At 46.1% G+C, this 14,263-nt stretch carries 13 protein-coding genes; 9 read left to right on the top strand and 4 right to left on the bottom strand.

Annotated elements, in window-relative coordinates:
• Positions 1–24: 24 nt before the first annotated feature.
• The 6 genes from dnaE (at position 25) to JC606_RS10800 (ending at position 7,706) form a co-directional block, all read left to right on the top strand.
• Positions 25–3,504: a DNA polymerase III subunit alpha gene (gene dnaE / locus JC606_RS10825; protein ID WP_198778587.1), complete on the top strand. Its 3,480-nt coding sequence runs from the start codon at positions 25–27 to the stop codon at positions 3,502–3,504.
• A 45-nt stretch (positions 3,505–3,549) separates the two neighbouring features.
• Positions 3,550–4,509 (top strand): acetyl-CoA carboxylase carboxyl transferase subunit alpha, encoded by a 960-nt coding sequence (gene accA, locus JC606_RS10820; RefSeq protein ID WP_198778586.1) that lies wholly within the window; start codon positions 3,550–3,552, stop codon positions 4,507–4,509.
• Between the two features lie 123 nt (positions 4,510–4,632).
• Positions 4,633–5,964 (top strand): tRNA lysidine(34) synthetase TilS, encoded by a 1,332-nt coding sequence (gene tilS / locus JC606_RS10815; protein ID WP_198778585.1) that lies wholly within the window; start codon positions 4,633–4,635, stop codon positions 5,962–5,964.
• A 58-nt stretch (positions 5,965–6,022) separates the two neighbouring features.
• Positions 6,023–6,334, top strand: a complete 312-nt coding sequence (locus JC606_RS10810; protein WP_198778584.1) for a c-type cytochrome — start codon at positions 6,023–6,025, stop codon at positions 6,332–6,334.
• Positions 6,335–6,464: 130 nt separating this feature from the next.
• Positions 6,465–6,803, top strand: a complete 339-nt coding sequence (gene glnB / locus JC606_RS10805; RefSeq protein WP_004738609.1) for a nitrogen regulatory protein P-II — start codon at positions 6,465–6,467, stop codon at positions 6,801–6,803.
• A gap of 60 nt (positions 6,804–6,863) precedes the next feature.
• Complete coding sequence (locus tag JC606_RS10800) at positions 6,864–7,706, top strand: endonuclease/exonuclease/phosphatase family protein (RefSeq protein ID WP_102423665.1); 843 nt, start codon at positions 6,864–6,866, stop codon at positions 7,704–7,706.
• A 28-nt stretch (positions 7,707–7,734) separates the two neighbouring features.
• Here the strand turns inward: JC606_RS10800 and JC606_RS10795 are convergent, their stop codons facing one another.
• From JC606_RS10795 to gloB, 3 genes are all read right to left on the bottom strand, one after another.
• On the bottom strand, positions 7,735–8,421 hold the full coding sequence (locus JC606_RS10795) for a YIP1 family protein (protein ID WP_198778583.1): 687 nt from the start codon (positions 8,419–8,421) through the stop codon (positions 7,735–7,737).
• Positions 8,418–9,986, bottom strand: a complete 1,569-nt coding sequence (locus JC606_RS10790) for a LysM peptidoglycan-binding domain-containing protein (RefSeq protein WP_137407894.1) — start codon at positions 9,984–9,986, stop codon at positions 8,418–8,420. The genes JC606_RS10795 and JC606_RS10790 overlap by 4 nt, the downstream gene beginning before the upstream one ends.
• A 70-nt stretch (positions 9,987–10,056) precedes the next feature.
• Positions 10,057–10,815, bottom strand: coding sequence for a hydroxyacylglutathione hydrolase (gene gloB / locus JC606_RS10785; RefSeq protein ID WP_198778582.1), 759 nt, complete (start codon positions 10,813–10,815; stop codon positions 10,057–10,059).
• A 53-nt stretch (positions 10,816–10,868) separates the two neighbouring features.
• Between gloB and JC606_RS10780 the strand changes: the two genes are divergently transcribed.
• Positions 10,869–11,654: a class I SAM-dependent methyltransferase gene (locus tag JC606_RS10780; RefSeq protein ID WP_008222934.1), complete on the top strand. Its 786-nt coding sequence runs from the start codon at positions 10,869–10,871 to the stop codon at positions 11,652–11,654.
• A 40-nt stretch (positions 11,655–11,694) separates the two neighbouring features.
• Here JC606_RS10780 and rnhA read toward each other — a convergent pair whose 3' ends face one another.
• A complete protein-coding gene (gene rnhA, locus JC606_RS10775; protein ID WP_008222935.1) occupies positions 11,695–12,159 on the bottom strand; it encodes a ribonuclease HI in 465 nt (154 codons plus the stop codon).
• Positions 12,160–12,215: 56 nt separating this feature from the next.
• On the opposite strand from rnhA, the gene dnaQ reads away from it, so the two are divergent.
• Both dnaQ and JC606_RS10765 read left to right on the top strand, forming a co-directional pair.
• Positions 12,216–12,983, top strand: a complete 768-nt coding sequence (dnaQ, locus tag JC606_RS10770) for a DNA polymerase III subunit epsilon (protein WP_137407892.1) — start codon at positions 12,216–12,218, stop codon at positions 12,981–12,983.
• A 9-nt stretch (positions 12,984–12,992) separates the two neighbouring features.
• Positions 12,993–14,240, top strand: coding sequence for a TIGR03503 family protein (locus JC606_RS10765; RefSeq protein WP_198778581.1), 1,248 nt, complete (start codon positions 12,993–12,995; stop codon positions 14,238–14,240).
• Positions 14,241–14,263 lie beyond the last annotated feature (23 nt).

Raw genomic sequence — 14,263 nt, 5'->3', positions numbered from 1 at the left:
CCGGTCTAGAACTCAGGAAAAATAATGTCAGATCCAAAATTTGTTCACCTACGCGTACACAGTGACTTTTCTATGGTGGATGGCCTGTCTAAGGTGCCACCGTTAGTTAAGAAAGTCGCTGAAATGGGTATGCCCGCCCTAGCACTTACCGACTTCACTAACCTATGTGGTTTGGTGAAATTTTACGGTACTGCCCATGGGTGTGGGGTTAAACCAATTATTGGTGCTGATTTTTTGATGCAATCTCCAGAATTTGGAGATGAGCTGACGAAACTGACGGTTTTAGCGTCTGATAACAAAGGTTATAACAACCTTACCTTGCTGATTTCAAAAGCTTACTTGCGTGGTCACATACAGCATCAACCTGTGATCGATAAAGAGTGGTTAATCGAAAACGCTGAGGGGTTGATTATCTTATCTGGCGCCAAAGAAGGCGAGATCGGTAAGGCATTGCTGAAAGGTAACCGTGATCTGGTCGCGAGTAGTGTCGAGTTTTACAAAACTCACTTCCCCGATCGCTTTTACTTAGAGCTGATTCGTACCGGGCGTGCCGATGAAGAGTCTTACCTGCATTTCGCATTAGAGCTTGCTGAACAACAAGACTTACCGGTTGTGGCAACCAATGAAGTAGTGTTCTTAAACGAAGATTTGTTTGATGCCCATGAAATCCGCGTAGCGATCCACGATGGTTACACCATGGTCGATCCACGTCGCCCTAAAAACTACAGCGCACAACAGTATCTTCGTAGTGAAGAAGAGATGTGTGAGCTGTTCTCCGATATCCCAGAAGCGCTTGAAAACAGCGTAGAGATTGCTAAGCGTTGTAACGTTACTGTTCGTCTTGGTGAGTACTTCCTCCCTAACTTCCCAACCGAAGGTTTAGCGATTGAAGACTTCTTGATTAAAAAATCAGAAGAAGGCCTTGAGCGTCGTTTAGCTTTCCTTTTCCCTGATGAAAAAGAGCGAGCGGAGCGCCGCCCTGAATATGACGAGCGCCTAAAGGTTGAACTGGAAGTTGTTAACAACATGGGTTTCCCGGGCTACTTCTTGATCGTAATGGAGTTCATCCAGTGGTCTAAAGATAACGATGTGCCAGTAGGCCCAGGTCGTGGTTCGGGTGCTGGTTCATTGGTGGCGTACGCATTGGATATCACGGATCTCGATCCACTTGAATACGATCTACTGTTCGAACGTTTCTTGAACCCAGAACGTGTCTCGATGCCCGATTTCGATATCGACTTCTGTATGGATAAGCGTGACCAAGTAATTGATCACGTTGCTGAAATGTATGGTCGTGATGCGGTATCTCAGATCATCACCTTTGGTACCATGGCAGCAAAAGCGGTAATTCGTGACGTAGGCCGTGTACTTGGCCACCCGTTTGGCTTCGTGGACCGTATTTCTAAGCTTGTACCGCCAGATCCGGGGATGACACTAGAGAAAGCCTTCCTTGCTGAACCTGCATTACCAGAGCTTTACGATGGCGATGAGGAAGTTCGTGAACTGATCGATAAGTGTCGCATCCTTGAAGGTTGTACGCGAAACGCCGGTAAACACGCAGGTGGTGTTGTAATCTCACCAACTACGATCACGGACTTCGCACCTATCTATGCCGATGCTGAAGGTAATTTCCCAGTAACGCAATTCGATAAGAATGACGTTGAAACCGCTGGTTTGGTTAAGTTCGATTTCTTGGGTCTACGTACCCTGACCATCATCGACTGGGCGTTGGGCCTAGTAAACCCACGCTTAAAGAAGGAAGGCAAAGAGCCGGTTCGTATTGAATCGATCCCTCTGGATGACCAAGCGTCGTTCAACCTACTACAAAACTCTGAAACCACTGCGGTATTCCAGCTGGAATCACGTGGTATGAAAGACCTGATCAAACGTCTTCAGCCTGACTGTTTTGAAGATATCATCGCATTGGTAGCCTTGTTCCGCCCGGGCCCACTGCAATCAGGCATGGTAGATAACTTTATCGACCGTAAGCACGGTAGAGAAGCGGTCTCTTACCCAGATGAAACATGGCAACATGAATCGCTAAAAGATACGCTAGAGCCAACCTATGGCATCATCCTGTACCAAGAACAGGTAATGCAAATTGCACAGATCCTCGCGGGTTACACGCTGGGTGGCGCGGATATGCTGCGTCGTGCGATGGGTAAGAAAAAGCCAGAAGAGATGGCGAAACAGCGTGGTACCTTCAAAGAAGGTGCGGAAGCCAACGGTGTTGATGGCGAACTTGCCATGAAGATCTTTGACTTGGTAGAAAAGTTTGCGGGTTACGGCTTTAACAAATCGCACTCAGCCGCTTACGCATTGGTTTCTTACCAAACACTTTGGCTGAAAACACACTATCCTGCAGAGTTTATGGCCGCGGTAATGACGGCGGATATGGATAACACCGAGAAGGTTATCGGCCTTGTTGATGAGTGTTTCCGCATGAAGCTCAAACTGCTGCCGCCTGATATCAACTCAGGTCTCTACCGATTTAATGTTGATGACGACGGTGCGATCGTTTACGGCATCGGCGCGATTAAAGGGGTAGGTGAAGGCCCGATTGAAGCGATCATTGAAGCGCGAAATAAGGGCGGTTACTTCAAAGATTTATTCGACTTCTGTGCACGTATTGATTTAAAGAAAGTTAACAAGCGTGTTATCGAAAAGTTGATTCTATCGGGTGCGTTAGATAGATTAGGCCCTCACCGTGCAGCGATGATGGCTTCTCTGGCTGATGCAGTTAAAGCGGCAAGCCAATATCACCATGCAGAGTCGTTTGGGCAATCGGATATGTTTGGTGTATTGACGGATGCTCCGGAAGAAGTCGAGCACAAGTACACCCAAGTACCAAGGTGGCCTGAAAAGGTTTGGCTCGAAGGTGAACGTGAAACGCTAGGTTTGTACCTGACGGGTCACCCGGTTAACGCTTACATCAAAGAGTTAGCGAAATACACCAGCTGCCGTCTGAAAGATGCGACGCCAACACGCCGTGATCAATCATTAACCATTGCAGGTTTGGTGATTGCAGCTCGAGTAATGACCACCAAGCGTGGTACTCGAATTGGTTTGATGACCATCGACGATCGATCTGGGCGTATGGAAGTGATGTTGTTCTCAGATGCGCTCGATCGTTACGCAGAATTGCTCGAAAAAGACAAAATTGTGGTCGTTTCTGGACAGGTCAGCTTTGATGACTTCAACGGTGGGCTTAAAATGTCCGCGCGCGAGGTCATGGACTTAGGAAGCGCCCGTGAAAAATATGCTCGTGGGGTATCGATATCTATCGATGAATCCCAAATTAATGGTCAATTTTTTGAACGATTTAGTCAAATCTTAGAACCTTATAGAGCCGGAACGGTCCCAGTCAATGTATACTACCAGCGTGCCGACGCTAGAGCGCGGTTAACATTGGGCACAGAATGGCGCGTGACGCCAAGTGATACATTACTAGACGAATTAAAACAGCTGCTTGGAAATAGCCAAGTAGAACTCGAATTTAACTAAAATTTAGCTTCGCAAATGCAAAGCTGAATCAACAAGGATTCATAGATGAGCCTGAACTTTCTAGAATTTGAAAAGCCTATCGCTGAACTTGAAGCAAAAATCGAAGCGCTACGTGACGTTTCGCGTCACGGTGGTGACACAGCGGTAGATCTAGACAAAGAAATCGAACAACTAGAGAAAAAAAGCTTAGAGCTTAAACAGAAAATCTTTAGCGACTTAGGTGCATGGCAGGTAGCTCAACTTGCTCGTCATCCACAACGTCCTTACACAAAAGATTACCTGGAGCATGCATTCACTGAATTTGAAGAGATGGCGGGCGATCGCGCTTACGCTGACGACAAAGCAATCGTGGGTGGTATGGCTCGTCTAAATGGCCGTCCTGTTATGGTTATTGGTCACCAGAAAGGTCGTGAAACTAAAGAAAAAGTACTTCGCAACTTTGGTATGCCAAAGCCAGAAGGTTACCGTAAGGCACTTCGCCTAATGGAAACTGCTGAGCGTTTCAACATGCCTATCATTACTTTCATTGACACGGCTGGCGCATACCCAGGTGTTGGCGCAGAAGAACGTGGTCAGTCTGAAGCTATCGCTAAAAACCTTAAGGTTATGGCTGGTCTTTCTGTTCCAGTTATCTGTAACGTTGTTGGTGAAGGCGGTTCTGGTGGTGCACTAGCAATTGGTGTTGGTGACTACGTGAACATGCTTCAGTACTCTACCTACTCGGTAATCTCTCCAGAAGGTTGTGCTTCAATCCTATGGCGCGATTCAGATAAAGCACCACAAGCAGCTGAAGCGATGGGCCTAGTTGCTCCTCGTCTTAAAGAGCTTGAGCTTATCGACGAAATTATCCCTGAACCGCTAGGTGGCGCACACCGTGATCCAGTGCAAACCGCTCAGAACATGAAAGATCTTTTAGTTAAGCAACTAGAAGAGCTAGAGCAGTTTGATAACGAAACGCTTCTTGAGCGTCGTTACCAGCGTCTAATGAGCTACGGTTACTGCTAATAAGCTGCCTTATTCGAAGGCGGACTTTATGTAACAAGATGATGAAAGGGTTGGACTCAGTGCCAACCCTTTTTTATTATTTAAATATTACCTTTCAAACACTTTCTTGGTTCATTAAGCCTCATGACTCACTTAATCGAAACGTTTACCTCTGTATTTGACCAAAGCGCAATCAAGCCTCACCGGCTGGTGGTTGCCTTTAGTGGTGGGGTTGATTCACGAGTGCTTTTGGAGTTGGCTGCGCAATACACCCAAGATCATGGTATCGATTGTCAGGCAATCCATGTTCACCATGGCTTGAGTGAGAATGCGGACTACTGGGCTGAGCAATGCCAAGCATGGTGCGATGATTTGTCAGTGCCTTTGGTAGTGGAGCGTGTCTCACTGGATGTTCATAGTGGTGAAAGTATTGAAAAGCTCGCTCGAGACGCCAGATATAACGCCTTCAAATCGCATCTGCGACAAGGGGATGTGCTGGTTACTGGGCAACACGTCGATGATCAAGTCGAGACTTTTCTATTAGCGTTAAAGCGCGGCAGTGGTCCTAAAGGCCTCTCATCGATGGCGAAAGTGATGCCATTTTCAGGTGCTTATATTGTTCGTCCTATGCTGTCAGTGACCAGAGCAGAGATTGAAGCGTTCGCTCGCCGTATGGGGTTAACTTGGGTTGAAGATGAAAGTAATCAGGATGTGCGTTTCGACCGTAACTTTATTCGCCACCAAGTGACTCCGGTGCTGACCGAGCGTTGGCCCAGTTTTCGAGAGTCTGTCAGTCGCAGCGCTCAGCTCTGTGCCGAGCAAGAGATGTTGCTAGATGAGCTATTAGCTTCCCACTTGCAACAAGCCCTCGGTGATGACCAGAGCTTGAGCATAGAGGTTTTATCTGAGCAATCTGCTTTACTAAGAGCGCGCTTGTTGAGAATGTGGTTAGGTCATTGCCAGCAAGCGATGCCGAGCCAAAAGCAACTCCAGCTTATCTGGGAGGAAGTAGCGTGTGCTCAGCATGATGCTAATCCTAAACTGGTGTTAAACGACGTTGAAGTTAGGCGTTTTAATCAAAAACTCTATTTGGTTCGAGAGATTAAAGATCTATCGGGCTGGCAAGGTGATATTACTGTTGGCGGAAAGTTGCTTCTGCCTGATGGCTTGGGAGATGTAAGCTTACACGCTGGGGTATCTGAATCCGAACCTGGTCGTCGGGTACAAACGTTCAGTTTACCAGACCAAAACGCGGTATTACGTGTTACCTTTAATCCTGAAGGTTTATCGGCGCACCCAGTTGGGCGTGGACATAGCAGGAAGCTCAAGAAGCTGTTTCAAGAGTACCAAGTGCCTAGCTGGCTGAGGCGCAGAACGCCTATATTAATGGATGGTGATCGAGTGATCGCTGTTTTAGGATTATTCGTAGATAAAAACTACGATGGTCAAGATTGTGAAGCGCTTTGGAGCAACTAGAAAAAGTTTGTGTCACAATTCTATGTCACTTTAATAAAAATAATTAATGGAATATGCAATGAAGAAAATTACACTAGGATTAGTTCTTGGACTTGGACTATTGAGTGGTAACGCTCTGGCAGGTGATGTTGCTGCAGGACAAGCAAAAGCAGTAGTATGTGCAGCTTGTCACGGTGCTGACGGTATCGCAGTGATCCCGGGTTACCCAAACCTTAAAGGTCAAAACGAGCAATACATTGCTTCATCAATCAACGCATATAAGAACGGCCAGCGCACCGGCGGTTTGGCTGCTGTAATGCAGGCTCAAGCTTCAATGCTCAATGATGAAGATATTGCTAATTTAGCTGCTTACTACGCAAGCCTTAAGTAAACCCTTCTTAAAGCACAGATTAAACAATACGATGAATTTCGAGCCAGAGCTTTAAAGCCCTGGCTTTTTTCATTGAATGTTTACTATAGCTATCCGATAATGAGCCATTCGCACAGTTTAAGGGATGAACATGAAAAAGATTGAAGCCATTATCAAGCCATTCAAACTTGATGATGTACGTGAGGCGCTTGCAGAAGTGGGCATTACGGGTATGACGGTCTCTGAAGTTAAAGGTTTCGGACGCCAAAAGGGTCATACTGAGCTATACCGTGGCGCAGAGTACATGGTCGACTTTTTGCCTAAAGTTAAGTTAGAGATCGTTGTTACTGATGAAGTAGCAGACCAATGTGTTGATACCATTATCGAGACGGCTCAAACTGGTAAAATTGGCGACGGTAAGATCTTCATCACTGACGTTGAACGTGTGGTACGTATTCGTACTGGCGAAGAAGACGAAGACGCCGTATAAAAAACTATTACCCTAAAAGGAGCGTTTATCGCTCCTTTTTCATTTCTGGTAGGGTGCTTTATGTTCAAGAAAACCATCATAGTTATCACATTACTGATAACACTGGCTGTTGTTAGTTTTCACTTTATTTTCGTGATCCCAAATAAGCCCAATCTTATTACGTCTTCTCCAAATACCAGCAATGACATCTACAGTTGCTACCAAAACTCTGAACCTAAAGCGCTGGATGTGTCTGACGGCTTAAGCCTCACAGTATGGAATATTTATAAGCAAAATCGCAGTCATTGGCAGACGGAACTCAATAAGCTGACAGCGGGAAGCGATTTAGTATTGCTGCAAGAAGCCAGTATGACGGATGGACTTCGTCAGTGGGTAACGAGTGGCCAATGGGGAAGTACTCGAGTCAATGCGTTTGAGGCATTTGAAAAAAGTGCTGGTGTGCTCAACCTCGCGACTCATTTGCCTATCGAGGCTTGTGCTTATACTCATGAAGAGCCTTGGTTGCAGTTACCTAAGTCTGCTCTATGGTCCCGTTACAAGTTGAGCAATGGTGAGGAGTTGGCGGTGATCAACATTCATGCTGTGAACTTTACCTTTGGTACTGAAGATTATGAAGCTCAACTCAAGAGCTTAACCGACAATCTACAAAAGTATCGTGGGCCAGTTATTTTTGCTGGTGACTTTAATAGCTGGAGTGAGGCTCGTTTTACCGTATTGAAAGAGGCATTGGAAAAGGTAGGCTTGGCGGAGGTCGCTTTTGAGCCTGATAACCGCACTCAGTTCATAACGGGGTTAGTGCTAGACCATGTATTTTATCGTGGGCTAGAGGTAGAAAAAGCAAAAGCGCCCATGACGGACGCTTCTGATCATAATCCAATGTTAGTCACTTTTAAGGCTAAATAGCGTAAAGATAAGACTCAGTAACGGTTATCTACGAAACTAAAATGTAGATAGCCCAGATTAGGTAATAGCCAATCCACGGCAAGCCTGAAATTACCAGTGCTTGTCCACGCTCAAACTCTGTCCACGTTAATACCGCTGCGTAACCAAGTACGATGTACCAAGGCAGTAGCAGTGGTAAAGAGCTAGCAAATTGTGACCAATCACTTGTAAGCGGCAACTTGATTAAGCCGTTTAAGCTGTTCAAGTCAGCGGCGTAGTTCATCACATGACCGTGCTTTAGGATTAGACTTGCGTAGCTCGCAATATCACCTAAAACTGCAGGGAAGATGATAACTGATGCTGCTGCAAACCATCGCCAAAAGCTATGCTGATGTTGGCTTGGTTTGGTTGCAAGGTTAAACCAAAATGCCAAAAGAACGATAGTGAGCGTGCGGCTAAACACATCGCTGATAATTTCACTGGCAAGTAGAGTATTACTATCAAGTAACGCCAACTGGTCTGGGTTTGTTTGAGCTAATTGCTTAGATAGCTCAGCATTTAACCAAGCAAAATCTACATTCGAAAAATAAGCACCCCAAAATAAAAATGGGCTGAGCATTAATACGACGTAGGGTTGCCATCCCCAAGCACTTCGCTGATAAAGCGCTAAGAAACAAGCTGTTGGTGAACGGAATATATCCAACAGCATGACGAGTGGGTTACTTGACGGGTTCATACACTTACCTTAGTTACATCAACATACAGCTTGAGTTTTTGTCCTGGCTGTAAGTATTTCTTGTTCAGCAAAGTGTTCCATTTTACAACATCTGAACTTTTTACCTTGAACTTTGATGCAATACCGCTGACTGTGTCACCTGATCTTACGCTATAGAAGATAGTTCGGATGATGGCACCGTCAGAACCGTTCTTCCAAATGACCAACTCTTGACCAACTCGTAACGTGTCGCGTGGGCCCATACCGTTCCACTTCGCTAGTGACTGGTGAGATACCTTATTGGCACGCGCAATGGTCCATAAGCTGTCACCACTTTTTACTTTGTGGGTTAGCTTATATTGACCGCGACTCTTTGACTGTGTGCTTGCTAGGCGGTTAGAAGCGCTGAGTGCGTAAGTCTTATCGTCTTTGGTCGAGGTTGGGATCAGTAGATGTTGACCAATACGAATGTTGTTGTTGGTTAAACCGTTCGCTGAGCGAATCACTTTGCTGGTGGTGTTGTATTTGTTTGCCAGTACGCTGATGCTGTCGCCAGATTGAACCTTGTAACGTACTAGCTTCATGCCTTTGCCTTTGTTGGCCGTGACTTCTTTGTTGAATTTTTCAACTGAGTCTAGGGGAAGCAGTAATTGTTGGTGTTTTTCTGGTGCCGTCGCCCACTGGTTATAGGCAGGGTTATAGCCTTGCAGTTCTTTTACTGGAATGCCTGCGTAGTTAGCTGCGATTGCTAAATCCAGTTGCTCTTCTGGGTTAACTAGAGTTAGTACTGGCTTGTTTGGAATTGCAGGAATATCAATGCCGTACTTTTCTTGGTTGGCAATTACGTCTGCCAGTGCCAGCAGTTTAGGTACGTAGCTGCTAGTCTCTTTCGGCAGGTCTAGTGAGAAAAAGTCGATTGGTTTGCCAAGCTTCTTGTTCTTACGAATTGCGCTGTTTACACGACCACCACCACTGTTGTATGCCGCGATTGCGTGTTGCCAGTCGCCATCAAAACGTCTGTTTAGGTCGGTTAGAAAACCTAACGCAGCATCGGTTGAAGCGGCAACATCACGGCGGCCGTCGTACCAGAAGTTCTGCTCAAGTCCGTAGTCTTTACCCGTGCCAGCGAGGAATTGCCATAGACCAGCAGCACTGCCGTGAGAATAAGCAAATGCGTCGAACGAGCTTTCAACAACCGGCAGCAATGCCAGTTCTAAAGGTAGGTCTCTTTCTTCGATCTTGGTGGTGATCAAGTAAAGGAAAGGCTCAGCTCGCTTGGAGACGGTTTTTAGATGACTAGGGTGTTTTAGATACCAAGTTCGGTAGTAGTCGACCTTCTTTTGGTCTGGTACTTCCATTTCAAGTTGCATCGCAATACGTTTCCAAACATCTTCTTGTGTTTGTGGAGTAACGACAGGTGCTTCAACTTTTTGTTCTTCTTTGGTCGCTTCAGGTGAAACGTTCGCTTGAGAAACTTCTGTATGAGATGTGTTGGTTTGCTCGGAAGCTTGGTCTGGATTCTCTGACTGAGTTAATTGGCAACCAGATAGTAGTAATACCAAAGCCCAGCTGTACTTAACTCGCATGCTACAGCCTTTTTAATAAACGGCCGATGATAATACTTGCCACTCCCTATAAGTGACAAGTCTGTATTTGTTAAAATTCGTTCTTCCACGCACGTAAAGCGGTAAATACCGACAAAGGATCGGTCTGTTCAGTGCGATTAGATACTGATTTCACTACACTTGGTTCGGTGTAGCGCAAGAAAGGGTTCACAAACTTCTCTTGTCTCAAATTTGTGGGGATGGTCGACTTATTTTGTGCGCGAAGTCGGTTCACTTGGTCGCGATATTGCTGCAAATGTTGGTTATCTGGCTCAACTGCAAGTGCGAAAGCGATATTGGCTGCTGTGTACTCATGTGCACAATAGACTTCGGTTTCTTGAGGAAGCGCCGTAATCTTATTTAATGCATCAAACATCTGTTGCGGAGTGCCTTCCATGATGCGACCACAGCCCGCTGAGAACATTACATCGCCACAGAATAGCTTTGCATCACCAACGTAACCGATATGGCCCGCCGTGTGCCCGCTTAACCCAAGAACCAAGAATACTTCGCCAAACAACTCCAGTTGGTCTCCATCATCCACTGGGTGTGTCAATGTTGGGATAGGCTCATTCTTCGGGCCTACAACATCAACACCTGGGAATTGCCTAACTAACTCTGGAACGCCACCAATGTGATCGTGGTGGTGGTGCGTAATCAAGATTGCATCTAAAGTTAGCTCATGGTGTGCTAAGAACTCTAATACTGGAGCTGCATCGCCGGGGTCGACGACAGCACAACGGCGATCGCTATTTTCAATCAGCCAGATGTAATTGTCGTTAAATGCAGGTATGCTTTTGATATGTAACATTATTGGTTCTCCAGTCACTTTCAGTGCGACAGAATAAGTGAGACAGATTATTGATGAAGCCAGCACGTAGCAGAAAGAAGTTTGAGCGTCCTTACACTTGGGCACAATTGCACAATGGGGACTGGTTGAGAGAATCAATTCAAACTCGACTAGATGAGTGGTGTCCAAAGTTATTTGGTTACCATATGCTCAAGCTCGGCGGTCTCAGCAGTGAGATTTCTAGCTGCACATGCAACATTCAACATCAAGTAAACCTAGATATCCAGAACCCATTACATAATGTGATAGCGGATGGCTATAATTTGCCCTTTTTGGAGAAAAGTTTTGATGTTGTGGTACTGAGTCATCAATTAGATTATAGCAATGACCCACATCGGTTATTAAGAGAAGTCGACCGAGTGATGATGGACGATGGCTACATTATCATCACCGGCTTTAACCCATTCAGTGTCACAGGGCTTGCCAGTTTAATGCCTTGGCGTAAGAACAGTTTACCGTGGAGTGGGCGAATGTATACGCCAAGTCGTGTAAAAGACTGGTTGGGCGTTCTGAACTATGAAGTGATTCATTGTGATACTTATGCATTGTTCCCGATGAGTAAGTATCAAGCGATGTGGACCTGGCTTGAAAATGCTTTGGGAGGTTGCGCCTCATTTGCTGGAAGCCAATACTTTATTGTCGCTCGCAAGCGCACCTATCCACTTAAGCCTATTAAGCCACACTGGCACCTCAAACGACGCTTCTCTCCGGTCGGTGCAAGCTTTAGAACAGATACTCGCTGCACGTTGCATTCCATTCGTGCGCTGCGCCCGCTAAAAACAGAAAAAGCCGACTCGTAGTCGGCTTTTTGCTATCGGATATCTTTATCCGTTCCCAATATTAGCTTGGCTGATAGCCTGTGTCTTCTTGGGTTGGGTTTTCGGCAGCGGTACGCGCCAGCTCATCACACATTTCATTTTCTCGGTGACCTGCGTGTCCTTTCACCCAGCGCCAATCGACAGTGTGGCGTGCTGTCTCTTTATCGAGTTTTTGCCAAAGATCAGCGTTTTTTACCGGTTTTTTGTCGGCGGTTTTCCAGTCACGCTTTTTCCAGTTATGTATCCACTGAGTGATGCCTTGACGAACGTATTGGCTATCGGTGGTCAGAATCACAGAACACGGCTCTTTTAGGGTTTGCAGTGCAACAACAGCAGCGAGCATTTCCATGCGGTTGTTGGTCGTTAGGGTGTAGCCTTGCGCGAGCGTCTTCTCTACTTTCTTGTAGCGAAGTACGATGCCGTAGCCGCCAGGCCCTGGATTGCCTAAACAAGAACCATCAGTGAAAATTTCAACTTGTTTCGTCATGATTTGATACTATTACCTCAAGCACATTATCGGCATAGTCTGACACAGTTATCCTTATGAATACCAGTAGCACTCCAGAACAAACCGCGAACGAAAAAAACAGTTCGAATGAAAACAAGCGCATCGTCGTACTCGATACCGAAACAACCGGTATGAATACCGAAGGTGGTCCTCACTACATGGGTCACCGCATCGTTGAGATCGGTGCCGTAGAGATCATCAACCGTAAGTTAACTGGACGCCACTTCCACGTTTACATCAAGCCTGATCGCGCTATTCAAGAAGAGGCGATTGGCGTTCACGGTATTACTGATGAATTCTTGGTTGATAAGCCGGAATATCAAGACATCCACAAAGAGTTTCTCGACTTCATCAAAGGCGCTGAGCTGGTGGCTCACAACGCGCCCTTCGATACCGGCTTCATGGACTACGAGTTTGAGAAACTGGACCCTACTATCGGTAAGACAGAGGATTACTGTAAAGTTACCGATACCCTGGACATGGCGAAAAAGATATTCCCGGGTAAAAGAAACAACCTAGATATCTTATGTGAACGTTATGGCATCGATAACTCGCACCGTACCCTTCACGGCGCTTTGCTCGATGCGGAGATCCTAGCCGACGTCTACTTATTGATGACGGGCGGACAAACGTCACTGCAATTTAATGCTGGTCAGCAAGAAGGCGGCGTAGAAAGTATCCGAAGAGTAGAAAGTGGTCGAAAATCCCTAAAGGTTTTACGAGCAACGGCCGATGAAGTAGAAGCGCATCAAAGTCGTTTAGATCTCGTCGAGAAAAGCGGAAGCTGCCTCTGGCGTCAGTAGGGAGAAAGTATGTTAAGGGTATTGGCCACCGGTTGTTTGCTGCTGTTAAGCTTTAGCTTGCACGCGGCAACAGAATCCGTAATGAGTTTATTGGACAACCGATTCCGAGTTGATCCCAGCATAGAACAAATTACCTTTATAATTTATCGAGCCGATAACTCTAAACCTGTCGTCTTAGTTCGTCCTGATGGCAAGAAATACTACTCTTGGCGTAACGCTGATAATGTCCGTTGGTATGAAGAATCCTCAATGGACATTGTCTCTATTGATAAGCCGATGCCGGGCCCATGGCAAGCGGTAGGTAAGGTCTCTCCTAAGAACAATATCAAGCTACTGTCTCATCTTGTTTTGGATGCGAATGAATTTCCAAACAAGCTGTACCAGACAGAGCGTATTAAATTCACTGCCCGTCTCACCTCTGATGGTAAGCCCTTGGTGCTGCGTGATTTCCTTGATCGAGTGAAGCTCAAGGTGACGTTTACTAAATTTGTCGAAAACGAAGAATCTTTAATGAGAGAAGCGCGCCCAGTCCCTGTTGTGATGGGTGAATTTGCTGACGATGGCGTTGATCTTGATGAAAAAGCAGGGGACGGCGTCTTCACTGTATCTTTACCTATCGATATAGAGCCGGGCAAATACCGCGCGCGCATCACTTCCGGCAATGGCGTGTTTTTACGAGCGCAAGAACAAGAAATTTTGGTTTATCCGACACCTATCACCACCACCTTTATCCAGTCTCGCAAAGATGGCTTACCTCATACTATCGTGGTCTCTGGCGAGCAGGGAATGATAGAGCCGAGTTCGTTAGCGGTGCACGTTGAGCATAAAGCACCAGATGAATACGTGATGTACAAGCAAGGGCAAGCAGATGTCGATGCGATGAAGGTGCCTTTGGAGATCCCTTATAATGGTGAACTTGGGATTTATAACTGGTCTGGAATGGTTTATGCCACCGATGCTTCTAGCCAGCGCCCATTGACGTTCCCTATTTCCGAGCACTCTTACAGTGTGGTTCAAGATATTGATTTAGCGGAATCCCGCCGCCTGCAAGAAGAAGCGTTAGCCGAGCAAAAGCGTATCGCTACTGAGATGATGATACTCAAGAAGCGAGAAGAAGACAGACAACGCAGTATGATTATTATTGGGGTAGGTAACGTGGTTGCTATTCTATTGGGTCTACTGATTTGGTTTGTGGTTCGTAAAGTGACTGCCAAGAAGATAGCTCAACCAGAGATGCAACTTAAGTCTCCTAAGTAACCATCTGCTTGATTGAGTTATTT

It is taken from the genome of Vibrio sp. IB15 (assembly GCF_016406055.1).
GTDB classification, from domain to species: Bacteria; Pseudomonadota; Gammaproteobacteria; order Enterobacterales; family Vibrionaceae; genus Vibrio; species Vibrio chagasii.
The sequence above is the reverse complement of the archived record's forward strand: the minus strand, read 5'-3'. Positions and strand labels throughout refer to the sequence as shown.

Coding starts and splice junctions, on each gene's coding strand:
- dnaE (WP_198778587.1), top strand. CDS start 25: ATGTCAGATCCAAAATTTGTTCACCTACGCGTACACAGTGACTTTTCT.
- accA (WP_198778586.1), top strand. CDS start 3,550: ATGAGCCTGAACTTTCTAGAATTTGAAAAGCCTATCGCTGAACTTGAA.
- tilS (WP_198778585.1), top strand. CDS start 4,633: ATGACTCACTTAATCGAAACGTTTACCTCTGTATTTGACCAAAGCGCA.
- JC606_RS10810 (WP_198778584.1), top strand. CDS start 6,023: ATGAAGAAAATTACACTAGGATTAGTTCTTGGACTTGGACTATTGAGT.
- glnB (WP_004738609.1), top strand. CDS start 6,465: ATGAAAAAGATTGAAGCCATTATCAAGCCATTCAAACTTGATGATGTA.
- JC606_RS10800 (WP_102423665.1), top strand. CDS start 6,864: ATGTTCAAGAAAACCATCATAGTTATCACATTACTGATAACACTGGCT.
- JC606_RS10795 (WP_198778583.1), bottom strand. CDS start 8,421: ATGAACCCGTCAAGTAACCCACTCGTCATGCTGTTGGATATATTCCGT.
- JC606_RS10790 (WP_137407894.1), bottom strand. CDS start 9,986: ATGCGAGTTAAGTACAGCTGGGCTTTGGTATTACTACTATCTGGTTGC.
- gloB (WP_198778582.1), bottom strand. CDS start 10,815: ATGTTACATATCAAAAGCATACCTGCATTTAACGACAATTACATCTGG.
- JC606_RS10780 (WP_008222934.1), top strand. CDS start 10,869: ATGAAGCCAGCACGTAGCAGAAAGAAGTTTGAGCGTCCTTACACTTGG.
- rnhA (WP_008222935.1), bottom strand. CDS start 12,159: ATGACGAAACAAGTTGAAATTTTCACTGATGGTTCTTGTTTAGGCAAT.
- dnaQ (WP_137407892.1), top strand. CDS start 12,216: ATGAATACCAGTAGCACTCCAGAACAAACCGCGAACGAAAAAAACAGT.
- JC606_RS10765 (WP_198778581.1), top strand. CDS start 12,993: ATGTTAAGGGTATTGGCCACCGGTTGTTTGCTGCTGTTAAGCTTTAGC.